The organism is Herbaspirillum sp. SJZ107, from assembly GCF_006715485.1.
GTDB lineage: Bacteria > Pseudomonadota > Gammaproteobacteria > Burkholderiales > Burkholderiaceae_D > Telluria.
Map to the genome: position 1 here is coordinate 1,718,447 of NZ_VFNH01000002.1, position 13,675 is coordinate 1,732,121.

General features: G+C 66.7%; 10 protein-coding genes and 1 riboswitch. Of the genes, 7 read left to right on the forward strand and 3 right to left on the reverse strand.

Translation table 11 applies throughout. The annotated features are described in order from the left end of the window. Window positions 1–21: 21 nt before the first annotated feature. The 4 genes from FBX97_RS17480 (at window position 22) to moaE (ending at window position 5,367) form a co-directional block, all read left to right on the forward strand. A complete protein-coding gene (locus tag FBX97_RS17480) occupies window positions 22–1,311 on the forward strand; it encodes a winged helix-turn-helix domain-containing protein (protein WP_141833907.1) in 1,290 nt (429 codons plus the stop codon). A 216-nt stretch (window positions 1,312–1,527) separates the two neighbouring features. Next, window positions 1,528–2,127 (forward strand): hemerythrin domain-containing protein, encoded by a 600-nt coding sequence (locus FBX97_RS17485; RefSeq protein ID WP_185748622.1) that lies wholly within the window; start codon window positions 1,528–1,530, stop codon window positions 2,125–2,127. Window positions 2,128–2,230: 103 nt separating this feature from the next. Continuing rightward, window positions 2,231–4,900: a DUF349 domain-containing protein gene (locus tag FBX97_RS17490; protein WP_141833913.1), complete on the forward strand. Its 2,670-nt coding sequence runs from the start codon at window positions 2,231–2,233 to the stop codon at window positions 4,898–4,900. Further along, window positions 4,897–5,367, forward strand: a complete 471-nt coding sequence (gene moaE, locus FBX97_RS17495; protein ID WP_141833916.1) for a molybdopterin synthase catalytic subunit MoaE — start codon at window positions 4,897–4,899, stop codon at window positions 5,365–5,367. The genes FBX97_RS17490 and moaE overlap by 4 nt, the downstream gene beginning before the upstream one ends. Here the strand turns inward: moaE and FBX97_RS17500 are convergent, their stop codons facing one another. From FBX97_RS17500 to FBX97_RS17510, 3 genes are all read right to left on the reverse strand, one after another. After that, window positions 5,368–5,730, reverse strand: coding sequence for a translation initiation factor Sui1 (locus FBX97_RS17500; RefSeq protein WP_141833919.1), 363 nt, complete (start codon window positions 5,728–5,730; stop codon window positions 5,368–5,370). A gap of 38 nt (window positions 5,731–5,768) precedes the next feature. Further along, window positions 5,769–6,926: a porin gene (locus FBX97_RS17505; protein ID WP_141833922.1), complete on the reverse strand. Its 1,158-nt coding sequence runs from the start codon at window positions 6,924–6,926 to the stop codon at window positions 5,769–5,771. Window positions 6,927–7,126: 200 nt separating this feature from the next. Further along, a complete protein-coding gene (locus tag FBX97_RS17510; protein WP_141833925.1) occupies window positions 7,127–8,455 on the reverse strand; it encodes a voltage-gated chloride channel family protein in 1,329 nt (442 codons plus the stop codon). A 73-nt stretch (window positions 8,456–8,528) separates the two neighbouring features. Further along, window positions 8,529–8,595, reverse strand: a riboswitch (Fluoride riboswitch). A gap of 41 nt (window positions 8,596–8,636) precedes the next feature. Between FBX97_RS17510 and FBX97_RS17515 the strand changes: the two genes are divergently transcribed. The 3 genes from FBX97_RS17515 to aceA all read left to right on the forward strand — a co-directional run bounded on the left by FBX97_RS17515 (window position 8,637) and on the right by aceA (window position 13,621). Further along, a complete protein-coding gene (locus FBX97_RS17515; RefSeq protein ID WP_141833928.1) occupies window positions 8,637–9,182 on the forward strand; it encodes a GNAT family N-acetyltransferase in 546 nt (181 codons plus the stop codon). A gap of 116 nt (window positions 9,183–9,298) precedes the next feature. Continuing rightward, window positions 9,299–11,917 carry an ATP-dependent chaperone ClpB gene (gene clpB, locus FBX97_RS17520; RefSeq protein WP_141833931.1) on the forward strand — a complete coding sequence of 873 codons (2,619 nt, stop codon included), beginning with the start codon at window positions 9,299–9,301 and terminating at the stop codon, window positions 11,915–11,917. Window positions 11,918–12,322: 405 nt separating this feature from the next. Next, complete coding sequence (aceA, locus tag FBX97_RS17525) at window positions 12,323–13,621, forward strand: isocitrate lyase (RefSeq protein WP_141833934.1); 1,299 nt, start codon at window positions 12,323–12,325, stop codon at window positions 13,619–13,621. The last annotated feature ends 54 nt before the right edge of the window (window positions 13,622–13,675 follow it).

A 13,675-nucleotide genomic window follows, 5' to 3' on the forward strand; every position in this document is an offset into this window, starting at 1 on the left:
TCGTGCATTGGATATTTATCAATGACTGAAACCGTCCTGACGATCGGCGCCGCGCGCGCCCTGCACCTGGCCGCCCAGGGGATGTCGCAGACCCGCCGCGCCCGCGCCAACAAGGACGACGTGCTGGCCGCGATCCGGCGCATGGGGGTGCTGCAGATCGACACCATCAGCGTGGTCGCGCGCAGCCCCTACCTGGTGCTGTGGAGCCGCCTGGGCGACTACGATCCGTGCTGGCTCGACGCCCTGCTTGAAGAAGGGAAACTGTTCGAGTACTGGGCGCACGAAGCCTGCTTCATTCCGATCGAGGATTACGGCCTGTACCGGCACCGCATGATCGATCCCGGCTCGCTCGGCTGGAAGTATGCGGCGGGGTTCCTGCGCGATCATCCGGACGTGGTCGAGCGGGTGCTGGCGCACATCCGTGCGCACGGTCCTATGCGCTCGGCCGATTTCGAACCTGATGTTGGCAAAAGCGACGGCCAGGCCGGCGGCTGGTGGGCCTGGAAGCCGGAAAAGCGCTCGCTCGAAGTCCTGTTCACGGCCGGCGTGCTGATGATCGCGCGGCGCCAGAACTTCCATCGCATCTACGACCTGGCCGAGCGCGTGCTGCCGGGCTGGGATGACAGCCGCATGCCGCCGATGGAGACCGTGCGCCGCGAGTTCGCCCTGCGCACGGTCAAGGCGCTCGGGCTGGCCAAGGCCGGCTGGATCGCCGACTATCACCGCACCAGGCCGCCGCACGTCGACCTGGCGGCACTGCATGCGGGCGGCGAACTGCTGCGCGCAAGGGTGGATGGTTGGCGCGAACCGGTATATGTGCACCCGGACCATGCGCCGCTGCTGGAGCAGGCCGCGGCCGGCACGCTGGCGGCGAGCGCGACCAGTTTGCTGTCGCCATTCGATCCGATCGTCTGGGACCGCAGGCGCGCTCTCGAACTGTTCGATTTCGATTACCGCCTGGAATGCTACACGCCGGCGGACAAGCGCCGCTACGGCTATTTCACGCTGCCGATCCTGCGCCGCGGCGCGCTGGTCGGCCGCGTCGATGCCAAGGCGCACCGCAAGGCCGGCGTGTTCGAACTGAAGGCGCTGGCGCTGGAGCCGGGCATACGCATCAGCGCCCGCCTGGCCGACGATATCGCGGCGGCAGTCGCCCGCTGCGCCCGCTGGCATGCTTGTGCGCAAGTGACGCTCGTACACGCCGAACCTGTCGCTTTTGCGCCGTTGTTACGGGCCGCGCTAGACCGGGCCGCGCCGGCTGGGCAACAGCCTGTACGGACGAGTGTGCAGGCGACGTCGGCAGCAGCCTGACGCGACGCTGACGTGCGGCCGGGCAGGGGCATAGGTTTGATACAGATCAAACGCCGCCCCGGCCCCCCTCCTTAAACTTGGTACTTCTTCAGGCCGATGACAAGAAATCAACGACAAAGTCCGGCCTGGCCAAAATCAACGCTTCCCATTCAGTTCCCCGTGCCGGCCCACCGTGCGGCGGCGCTGCGTTTGGAGAGACGACTGAGCGGAGACAGAATGCTGACGTCGACTTATACCCTCGTTGCCTTGTCGGTCGAACAGACCAAAGTGCGCGCTGCCTTGCAATCGCTGGTCGAGGACTTGCATGCGCTGCCGGGCGATACCAACACCCTGGCCCTGGGCCGGGCTGCACAGCTGTGCGCGAGCCTGCGCCAGATCTACGACAGCTGCCACTGGCGCAAGCTGGACAAATTCCTGGTGCCGGCGCTGCGCCGCCATACCGGTGCCGCCGACGGCCTGCTGCACGAGCTCGACCAGCTCAGCCGCAACGCCGCGGAAGCGATCTATGTGGCCGAGGCCTGCGTCGCCCAGCCCGACCGCCCGGTCCTGCGCGAACGCTTCTGCGATGCCGTCGAGCGCTGCGTGGCCGCGCTGCGCCACCGCCTCGAGCGCGAAGAGCACGAACTGTTTCCGCTGGCGCGCAGCGTGGTCGGCGACACCGCATGGTTCGCGATCGCCAACCAGATGCTGGCCCACGACGCCTACGCGCGCGAGCGGCGCAATGTGCCGGAGCGGCAATACGCCACGCCGGGGCTGCTCGGCCACGACAGCCATGGTCAGGCGCGCCACGTCACGCCCTTGTCGGTTGTCCACTAATCCGTACGTAAGTCGCCGACGTGTTGTTCGCACACGCCAGCCGAGTGGCGCGAAGCCATCAGGTTTCTTGCTATGATGGCGATTTTGGAAGTGCGATTTCATCATGTTCGAGTTCCTATTCAAGCGGCCGGGCGATAACAAGTCCGGCGACAAGCCGGCCGGACAGGGGCCGCAGCCGTCCGCTTCGGGCGCCGCTGCGCCGGGCGCTGCCGCCCAGTCGGGTGCCGGCGCTTCGTCTTCCGCCACCGCCGCGCGCGCGCAGCAGGCCGAGAAACTGAGCCAGGTCCAGGGCGACGAGGCTGCCGCGGTGGAATTCATACTGCAATGCGAATTCTCCGAGCTGCGGCTCACCGCCGCCGAGTTCGTCCACAGCCCGGCAGCCCTCGAGCGCGTGCACACGGCGATGCGCAATACCGACCGCCGCGTCGCCAAGCTGATGCAATCGCGCCTCGATGCCCACCGTCACCACGAAGCCGAGCACCGGCGCGCCGAGGCCGCCCTCGAGAGCGCCCGTTCGCTGCTGAAGGATGCGTTGCTGACGCCTAACCACGTTGCCGATCTCGACCGCAAGTGGGCAGTCATCGCTGCCCCCGAGCTGCAGGAAGAGTTCCAGAACGTGCGCGCCGCCCTCGGCCAGCGTCTCGAAGCCCAGGTGCAGCTGCAGCGCGCCATGATCGACCGCCTGGCGGCGCTGCGCCAGCTGTCGGCCGGTGTCGCCGCGGGCAGCTTGCCGGCGGCCGAACTGGCCGCCCGCCTCGAGGTGCTGGCCCAGGAACAGGCGGCAGCCCTGCAGGCGCCGGAACACGCCTCGCTGCCGCGCGGGCTGGGCGCCGAATTCGGCGTCGAGCACCAGAAACTGCTGGCCAGCCTGCACGCGATCGAAGCCGGGCAGAGCGCGCTGGCGGCGCGCAGCGCCTTCCTCGAACTGCAGGGAGGCAAACCGGTGGCCGAACTGGACGCCGACACCCTGCGCAAGGAGTGGAAAGCCTTGCCAGCCCTGCCGCAGGAGCGCGAGGACACCCGCGCGCAGGCGGCCGAGCTGCAGCGCCGTTTCGAGGCCGTGCTGGCCAGCCTGCCGCAGCCCGAGCCGCGCAAGCCGAAGGAAACCAGGCCGGCGCCCGAGGCCAGCGCACCCGCCGAAGCGCGAGGCGAAGCCCGCAGCGAGCCGCGCAAGCCGAAAGGCGCGGACCAGCATTTCCTCGACACCATGGATGCGATGGAAGCCGCACTGCAGCAGGGTTCGCTCGGCACCGCGGCCGAACTCGACAAGACGCTGAAGGACGCGCGCGAAAAAGGCATGCGCCTGACGCCGGCCCAGTCCGACCGCCTGGCCCACGTGCGCGCCGAACTCAAGCGCCTGTCCGACTGGGCGCGCTGGGGCGGCAACGTCTCGCGCGAAGAACTCATCAAGAACGTGGAAACGCTGGCCACCCAGAACCTGGCGATGAGCGAGCTGGCCAAGAAGGTCGGCAGCATGCGCGAGCGCTGGAAAGCCCTCGACAGCCTGTCCGGCGCCGCCCCGAAAAGCCTGTGGGAGCGTTTCGACGCCGCCTGCAGCGCCGCCTACGCGCCGGCCGCGGCCCACTTCCGCCAGCTGGCCGACGAGCGCCACGCCAACGCGGCGCGCGCCGAAAAGCTGGTCGAGGAAGCACGCGCCGAGATCGCGCGCCTGCAGTCCGGCGAAGCCGACTGGAAACATGTGGCCGGCACGGTGCAGCGCCTGCGTCTCGGCTGGAGTCACCTGGGCGCGATCGACCGCAAGGAAAAGAAGCGCCTCGACGGTTTGTTCACCGACGCCCTGAACGTGATGCAGGCGCCGCTCGAAGAGCAGCGCAAGGGCGAGATGGCCGAGCGCGAAGCGATCATCGAGGAAGCCGCCGCCATCGACCCGCACGACCGCCACGCGATCGACACCATGCGCGCGCTGCAGCAGCGCTGGCAGGAACACGCGCGCGCACTGCCGCTCGAACGCAAGAGCGAGCAGGCACTGTGGCAGCGCTTCCGTGCCGTCTGCGACGAAGTGTTCCAGCGCCGCAAGGAAAGCATGCACGAGGCCGACATCGAGCGCCGTGCCCACGAAGCCGCCAAGGAAGCCATCAGCGCGCGCCTGGAAGCGGCCGCGCCGGATGCGACGCCGGCCACGATGGGCAAGCTGCTGCGCGAGGCGCAAGCCGAATGGCAGGCCATCGGCCCGGTACCGCGCGCCCACGAAGCCCGGGTCGAAAAGCGCTACCACGCCGCCGTGGCGCTGGTGCAGCAGCACGCCGACCAGGTGCGCCGCGCCGCCGGCGTGGCCCAGGCCAACCAGCTGCGCGACAAGCTGCGCCTGGTGCAGGAACTCGAGCAGGCAGTTGCCGGCGCGGGCAAGGGCGACGGCGCCGACTGGGAAGCGCGCTGGAGCGCCTTGCCGGTCCTCGATGCTGAACTCGAGCGCACGCTGCGCGCCCGCTTCGACGCCGCCGTGCAGGCCTTCGGCGGCGACCGCGCCGCCTACGCCCGGCTGCTGGAACGCAACCGCGACATCCTGCTGCACGACCTGCTGCGCATGGAAATCGGCGCCGGCATCGACAGCGGCCCGGAATTCGCGCGCGAGCGCCTCAAACTGCAGGTCGAGGTGCTGCAATCCTCGCTCAAGTCGGGACAGAAGAACGGCACCAGTGCCACGCCCGCAGCCCAGCTGCGCGCACTGCTGGCGCTGCCGGCGCTGGCCGATGCCCGCACCGCTACCCGTATCGAGCAGTTGTCGATGCGCCTGGCGAAGGAGGGCAAATGAAGGGGGTGTTCACCGAGGTACGCGTACAGGCCGGAGATTTCGACCTCGGGGCTGAAGTCGCGCGCCTGCGCGCGGGCGACCCGCGCATCGGCGCGGTGGTCAGCTTCGTCGGTACGGTGCGCGACATGAACGACGGCGACCAGGTCGCCGAGCTCGAGCTCGAACACTACCCCGGCATGACCGAACGCTCGCTCGAAGACATCGTCGAGCAGGCGCGCGCGCGCTGGCCGCTGTACGGCGCCCTGGTGGTGCACCGCATCGGTCCGATGAAGCCGCAGGAGCAGATCGTGCTGGTGGCGGCAAGCGCGGCGCACCGCGGCGAGGCTTTCGCCGCCTGCGAGTTCATCATGGATTACCTGAAGACCGACGCGCCGTTCTGGAAGAAGGAACAGACGCCGAGCGGGGCGCGCTGGGTCGATGCGCGCAGCAGCGACGACACGGCCAAGGCCAAGTGGGCAGCGGGCTGATTAACCGCCGGCCCGCTTCGCGTCATGCCCATGCTTCTTGAGCGCGGCCAGCACCACGTCACAGTGATCGCCCTGGATTTCGATCACGCCATCCTTCACGGTGCCGCCGGCGCCGCAGGCCGTGCGCAGCTGCTTGCCCAGCGCCGCCAGCGCGGCGGCATCCAGCGCCAGGCCCTTGACCAGCGTGACTGCCTTGCCGCCGCGTCCCTTCGTCTGGCGCGACACGCGCACGATGCCGTCGCCCGGCGGCGCTGCCCTGGCCTGGGCCTTGCACCCGCATGCCGCGACCGGCTGGCGGCAATCGGGACACATGCGTCCGCTTTCAGTGGAATATACAAGGCCGCCGGTGGATCGACTCGTCATGGTGTGCTCGAATGCATCGTGAAACCCGCGAGTGTAGCTCAGAACAGGATGATGCCCCCCAGCGAAATCCCGTTCATGTGGCTCGACGCCCCGGAAAATCCCTTCGAGCGCGTGCGCCCCAGTTCACCCACCAGCGTGATCGCGGTGTTCAGCGAATAATAGGCGCCGAGGGTCACGTTCGAATTCGATTTCAGGCCGCCGGTGGTGACGGCGTCGTCGTTGTTGCGGCTCTGGCCGTAGTTGATGCCGAGCTTCAGCTTGTCGTCGGTTTTATAGGTGGCCTGCAGCAGGTAATGGGTGGTGCGGACGTTGCCCTGGTCGGCGTCCGACAGGATGCCCAGCCCTCTGCCGCGCTGGACGTTGGCGAGGAAGTTGGCGGGACCGTAGTCGAGCTGCGCGCCCAGTTCGAAGGCATTCATGCGCAGGTTGCCGGCGGTGTTGCCGACCGCTTCGAAATGCTGGGTCTTGGCGCCCAGCCAGCCCTTCAGCGGGCCATAGGTGCCGCTGAGCTGGGCCTGCACCTGCGGCGTCGACCGCGACGTGTAGCGCGCCGGCGCGACGATCGGCGTGTCGTCCACAGGGCTCATCAGGCCGAAGTCGAGCACCAGGCCGTAGGGCAGCACCTTGGGCGTGGTGTACACGACCTGGCCGTACTGGCCGGCATAGGCGTAGCCGGCGCCGATGTGGCCGAGGGCGACGCGGCCGCGCTGGGTTGCCTGGGACGGCGCGCCGGTGCCGAGCAGGGTCATGTCGGCGAGGATGATGTTGTCGCCGAAGATGCCGTAGTCGCGGCCGAGCTTGACCGTGCCGATCTGGGCATTGCCGAAGCTGAAGAAGGCCTGGCGCACGTCGACCGTGCTGTTCTGGGTGATGGCGCTGTCGGTGGCGGCGGCCACCATGATGCCGATCTGCGCCTTGACGTCGTAGCCGCCCTGGCTGGTGGTGGCGGTGGTGACCAGGCCGCTCGGCAGCAGGCCGTTGCCGACCGTGGTGCGGCGGTCTTCGCCGCCGCAGCCGATGGTGGGGCCGGCCAGCGCCAGGCCGCCGTCGAAGCTGCCCTTGCAGCGCACCAGCGTGTAGTAGGCGTTGACGTTGCCGCCGACGTTGACGGTCCAGTCGCCGGCCTTGATGTCGACCGCCCATGCAGGCTGGGCGGCGGCAGCGGCAAGCAAGCTCATCGCAAGCACTTTCTTCATCGCTATCTCCTCGTTATGGTGGCTTGGCATCGGCACAGCGGGCCGATGCATCCAACGAGCGCAATAAGCGTGCCGGGGCATGCAGAACGGGTAAGACAGGGCGATGCCCCATGAAAGGTACGGAAACTGAACACCATGCGCCGCGGGTAGTGTTCAGTTTATGAACAGCTGGGGTAGCGCGGCAGGACAGTGTTGCGGACTCAGCCGCGATCCGCGTCCTGGCTGCGGGCCTGGCGCCGCCAGGCGTCGAGTTCCCCGAGGCGCAGGTGTTCCGGCGCCCGCTTGCCGCGGCCGAATTTGCCGCGCCCGAGGCGCTGTGCGCGATAGATGCCGGTGTGCCCGGAAAACAGATAGCTGAGCACACAGGCGATGGCCGCATACACGCCGATCTCGCCGCCGAACAGTTCGATCGCCATCAGGGTCGAGGCCAGCGGCGTGTTGGCGGCGCCGGCGAACACGGCGACGAAGCCGAGTCCGGCCAGCAGGCCGAGCGGCAGGTGCAGCAGCGGCGCCAGCGCATTGCCGAGCGTGGCGCCGATGTAGAACAGCGGCGTCACTTCGCCGCCCTTGAAGCCGTTGCCGAGCGAGGCCACGGTAAGCACCAGCTTGCCGGCGAAGTCCCACGGCGCCAGCGGCTGCAGGAAGGCGGCCTGGATGGTCGGGATGCCCAGGCCCAGGTAAGGGTCGATCGGCAGTGCGGCGGCGGCGAGCGCGATCACGATGCCTCCCAGCAGCGGCCGCAGCGGCGCGTAAGCCACCTTGCGCTTGATCCAGCCGCCCAGCGCGTGGGTGCAGTCGGCGAACAGCCGTCCCGCCAGGCCGAAGGCGATGCCGGCCAGGCCGGCCGCCAGCAGCGGCCACGGCGCCGGCGGCGGGATCGCTCCGATCGCATAATGCGTGTGATGCACGCCCCACAGCAGGCAGGTGCGGTCGCCGGCGATGGCGGCCACCAGGCAGGCGAACAGGGCGTTCGAACGCAGGCGTCCGATCGCCAGCACTTCCAGGGCGAACACGGCGCCCGCGAGCGGCGTGCCGAACACCGAGGCAAAGCCGGCGCTGATGCCGGCCATCAGCAGGGTGCGCCGGTCCTCGTGCCGCAGCCTGAACACATGGGTCAGCTGGTCGGCCAGCGTGCCGCCCATCTGCACCGCGGTGCCTTCGCGCCCGACCGAGGCGCCGCACAGGTGCGACAGCACGGTCCCGCCCAGCACCAGCGGCGCCATGCGCAGCGGGATGACTTTATCCGGATCGTGGATCTGGTCGATCAACAGGTTGTTGCCGGCCTCGACGGCGCGGCCGAATCGGAGGTAGAGCCAGCCGACCGCGAACCCGGCCAGCGGCAGCAGCCAGAGCAGCCAGCGGTGGGCGAGGCGGGTGCTGGTCGCCCAGTCGAGCGCGACCAGGAAAAAGGCGGAGGCGGAACCGGCCAGCAGCCCCACCAGCAGTGCCAGCGGCAGCCATTTGGCGAGGTAGCGCAGCAGCAGGCTGGACGAGAAGCGCGGTTTCAAAGATGGTTTTGATAAGCTCATGCATGTCCTCGGTCGGGCATCCCGGACATGCAGCAGGCTGGACGGGCGAAGGCCTGCACGCCCCATGGCCAGGAGCAGTGCAGGCATCGTCGGCCCCGAGGGCGGTTTGTCGGTGGAAGAATGCCATTTCCACAGCATTATTCTAGCGCAGCCCCGCAGCGGCCGACAGTAGAATGATCCGATGCGACCCCATTTCACACTACGCGCCGCCACGGTGGCCGACATTCCCGTGCTGCAAAAACTGATCGCACGTTCCGGTATCGGCTTGTCGGCCGGCTTTTACACCCCTGAACAGGCGCACGCGGTCACGCGCGAGGTGTTCGGCGTCGACACCCAGCTGATCCAGGACGGCACCTACTTCGCCATCGAAGACGGCGCACGCATCGTCGCCTGCGGCGGCTGGAGCAAGCGCTCCACGCCCTATGGCGGCGACCAGCACAAGTCCGCCCCGGACCGTCTTCTCGATCCGGCCGGCGAGGCGGCGAAGATCCGCGCCTTCTTTGTCGATCCGGGCATGGAACGCCAGGGTCTCGGCTCGATGCTCATGCAGCACTGCAGCGCGCAGGCATCGGCGGCAGGTTTCACTGCGCTCGAGCTGACCGCGACCATGCCCGGCGTACCGCTGTACCTCGCCCACGGCTTCGTGCCCGTGCGCGACCTGAGCCTGTCGCTCGGGGGAGGCCAGGTAGCAGTGCCGCTGACGCTGATGTGCAAGGCGATCGGGTAACACCTGTTCTAAGCCAGGGTTAAGCAAAGCCCATGTTTCACATCTTGAAAACGCGTCGCCTGCCCCTAATTTAGTTCCATCCTGAAAACTAACCTTATTCACTAGGGGCACATAATATGCGGCAAGATAAATTGACGACCAAGCTCCAGGAAGCACTGGCGGACGCCCAGAGCCTGGCGGTCGGCAACGATAACCAATATATAGAACCGGTGCACCTGCTGAGTGCGCTGCTGAACCAGGACGATGGCGGCGCGCGCTCGCTGCTGCAACGCGCCGGCGTCAACGTGGGCGGTCTCGCCAACGCGCTGCGCAATGCGATGGAGCGCCTGCCGAAAGTCTCGGGCACCGGCGGCGACGTGCAGGTCGGGCGCGACCTGGTCGGCCTGCTGAACCTGGCGGACCGCGAATCGCAGCGCCGCGGCGACCAGTTCCTGTCCAGCGAAATGGTGCTGCTGGCGCTGACGGACGACAAGTCCGACGCCGGCCGCCTGGCGCGCGAACACGGCCTGACCAAGAAGTCGCTGGAATCGGCGATCCAGGCCGTGCGCGGCGGCGAATCCGTGAATTCGCAGGATGCCGAAGGCAACCGCGAAGCACTGAAGAAATACACCCTCGACCTGACCGAGCGCGCCCGCATGGGCAAGCTGGACCCGGTGATCGGCCGCGACGACGAAATCCGCCGCGCGATCCAGGTCTTGCAGCGCCGTTCCAAGAACAATCCGGTGCTGATCGGCGAACCGGGCGTGGGCAAGACCGCGATCGTGGAAGGACTGGCCCAGCGCATCGTCAACGGCGAAGTGCCGGATTCGCTCAAGGGCAAGCGCGTGCTGTCGCTCGACATGGCGGCGCTGCTGGCGGGCGCCAAGTTCCGCGGCGAATTCGAAGAGCGCCTGAAGACGGTGCTGAAGGAACTGGCGCAGGATGAAGGCCAGACCATCGTCTTCATCGACGAGATCCATACCATGGTCGGCGCCGGCAAGGCCGAAGGCGCGATGGACGCCGGCAACATGCTGAAGCCGGCGCTGGCGCGCGGCGAGCTGCATTGCGTCGGCGCGACCACGCTCGATGAGTACCGCAAGTACGTCGAGAAGGATGCCGCGCTCGAGCGCCGCTTCCAGAAGATCCTGGTCGACGAGCCGAGCGTGGAGGCGACCATCGCCATCCTGCGTGGCTTGCAGGAAAAGTACGAGCTGCACCACAAGGTCGAAATCACCGATCCGGCGATCATTGCCGCGGCCGAGCTGTCGCATCGCTACATCACCGACCGCTTCCTGCCGGACAAGGCGATCGACCTGATCGACGAGGCTGCCTCGAAGATCAAGATCGAGATCGACTCCAAGCCGGAAGTGATGGACAAGCTGGACCGCCGCATCATCCAGCTGAAGATCGAGCGCGAGGCGGTCAAGAAGGAAACCGACGAAGCGTCGCAGCGCCGGCTCGAGCTGATCAATGACGAGATCGCCCGCCTGGAGCGCGAATACAACGACTTCGAAGAGATCCTGAAGGCCGAAAAGGCGGCGGTGCAGGGCACTACCCACATCAAGGAAGAGATCGAGCGCATCCGCCTGCAGATGGATGAAGCCAAGCGCCAGAGCAACTGGCAGAAGGTGTCCGAGCTGCAGTATGGCCGCCTGCCGGAACTCGAAAAGCAGCTCAAGGATGCGGAAGCCGCCGGCGAGCAGGCCGAGGGCGAGGGCGACAGCGGCAAGCCACGTCTGCTGCGCACCCAGGTCGGCGCCGAAGAGATCGCCGAAGTGGTGTCGCGCGCAACCGGCATTCCGGTGGCGCGCATGATGCAGGGCGAGCGCGACAAGCTGCTGCACATCGAAGAGAAGCTGCACGAACGCGTGGTGGGGCAGGACGAGGCGATCGAGGCGGTGTCGGATGCGATCCGCCGCTCGCGTGCCGGCCTGGCCGACCCGAACCGTCCCTACGGTTCCTTCATGTTCCTGGGGCCGACCGGCGTCGGCAAGACCGAGCTGTGCAAGGCGCTGGCCGGCTTCCTGTTCGATACCGAGGAAGCCCTGATCCGCATCGACATGAGCGAATTCATGGAGAAGCATTCGGTGGCCCGCCTGATCGGCGCGCCGCCGGGTTACGTCGGCTATGAAGAGGGCGGCTACCTGACCGAGGCGGTGCGGCGCAAGCCCTACAGCGTGATCCTGCTGGACGAGATCGAGAAGGCGCACCCGGACGTATTCAACGTCCTGCTGCAGGCGCTCGACGACGGCCGCATGACCGATGGCCAGGGCCGCACGGTGGACTTCAAGAACACGGTGATCGTGATGACCTCGAACCTGGGTTCGCACAAGATCCAGTCGATGGACAACACCGACCCGGCGGTGGTGAAGATGGCGGTGATGGCCGAGGTGCGCGGGCACTTCCGTCCCGAGTTCATCAACCGTATCGACGAGATCGTGGTGTTCCACGCACTCGACGAGAAGAACATCGGTGCCATCGCCCGTATCCAGTTGCATGGACTGGAGCAGCGCCTGGCCAAGATGGAGATGGCGCTCGACCTCAGCGAGGCGGCCCTGCAGCTTATTGCCGAGGCCGGTTTCGATCCGGTGTATGGCGCGCGTCCGCTCAAGCGCGCGATCCAGCAGCAGATCGAGAATCCGCTGTCGAAGGCGATCCTGTCGGGCCGCTTCGGGCCGAAGGACACGATCCGCGTCGATGCTCGCAATGGGCAATTGACTTTCGGCGAGGAGCCGGCGGTCGAGTTGGCCAAGTAAGTCCCCCTTTTCTGCACAAGAAACCCTGTCGGCATGGCCGGCAGGGTTTTTTTTCGTCCACTTGATTTCCTTGTGGAACTAAAAAGCGGATGAATCAAGCGCCGCGCGCGGGAAAGACGCCATCATCGACCCGACGCCGGGCATGGCGCACCCCGGTTCCCGCATTATGAAAATCGGTTCGCCAACATGAAACGGCGTGCGCCAACGCCAGCCCTGCCATTCCCATTTTAAGAAACAGGTTTTCGTATCATGGAATGCTTAGCTTAAGTCATTGAATTTTAATGGATTAAAAATGCTCCTGTGTCTTATATAAGACTGTGGTGCACTGCACGAACCGGCCTATCATTGATCCAACAGCGCTTCCTTCCAACCCAGCTTTTTATTCATCTTCATCAGGAGAACACCATGGCAACTCGTGAACAGCAAATCGCCGCCCTGCAGCAGGAATGGGACAGCAACCCGCGCTGGCAAGGCGTGGTCCGCAATTACACGGCAGACGACGTGGTGCGCCTGCGCGGCTCGCTGCAGATCGAGCACACGCTGGCGCGCCGCGGTGCCGAGAAGTTGTGGAACCTGATCAATACCGAAGACTACGTCAACGCCCTGGGCGCACTGACCGGCAACCAGGCCATGCAGCAGGTCAAGGCCGGGCTGAAGGCGATCTACCTGTCCGGCTGGCAGGTGGCGGGCGATGCCAACGTCGCCGGCGAGATGTATCCGGACCAGTCGCTGTACCCGGCCAACTCGGTGCCACTCGTGGTGCGCCGCATCAACAACACCTTCCAGCGCGCCGACCAGATCCAGTGGTCGGAAGGCAAGGGCGACATCGATTACTTCGCGCCCATCGTGGCCGATGCCGAAGCCGGTTTCGGCGGCGTGCTGAATGCCTACGAACTGATGAAGTCGATGATCGAAGCGGGCGCTGCCGGCGTGCACTTCGAAGACCAGCTGGCCTCGGTCAAGAAATGCGGCCACATGGGCGGCAAGGTGCTGGTGCCGACCCGCGAGGCGGTCGAGAAACTGACGGCGGCGCGCCTGGCGGCCGACGTGATGGGCACGCCGACCCTGGTGATCGCGCGCACCGATGCCGAAGCGGCCGACCTGCTGACCTCGGATGTCGACGCCAACGACAAGGAATTCTGCACCGGCGAGCGCACCGTCGAGGGTTTCTTCCGGGTGCGCCCAGGCATCGAGCAGGCGATCTCGCGCGCATTGGCCTACGCCCCGGTCGCCGACCTGGTGTGGTGCGAGACCGGCAAGCCGGACCTGGCCTTCGCCAGGCGCTTCGCCGAAGCCGTCCACGCCAAGTTCCCGGGCAAGATGCTGGCCTATAACTGCTCGCCCTCGTTCAACTGGAAGAAGAACCTGGACGATGCCACCATCGCCAAGTTCCAGAAAGAACTGGGCGCCATGGGCTACAAGTTCCAGTTCATCACGCTGGCCGGCTTCCATGCGCTGAACTACAGCATGTTCAACCTGGCGCACGGCTATGCGCGGACCGGCATGTCGGCTTTCGTCGAGATGCAGGAAGCCGAGTTCGCTGCCGCCGACAAGGGCTTCACCGCGGTCAAGCACCAGCGCGAAGTCGGTACCGGTTATTTCGATGCGGTGACGCAGGCGATCCAGCAGGGCCAGAGCTCGACCACGGCGCTGCACGGCTCCACCGAAGACGAACAGTTCTTCGACGAGAAAAAGGTTGCCTAAGTAATTGCAAGGTGCATCCGAAGCCGCAGCGCGCCCCAGGCCGCTGCGGCTTTT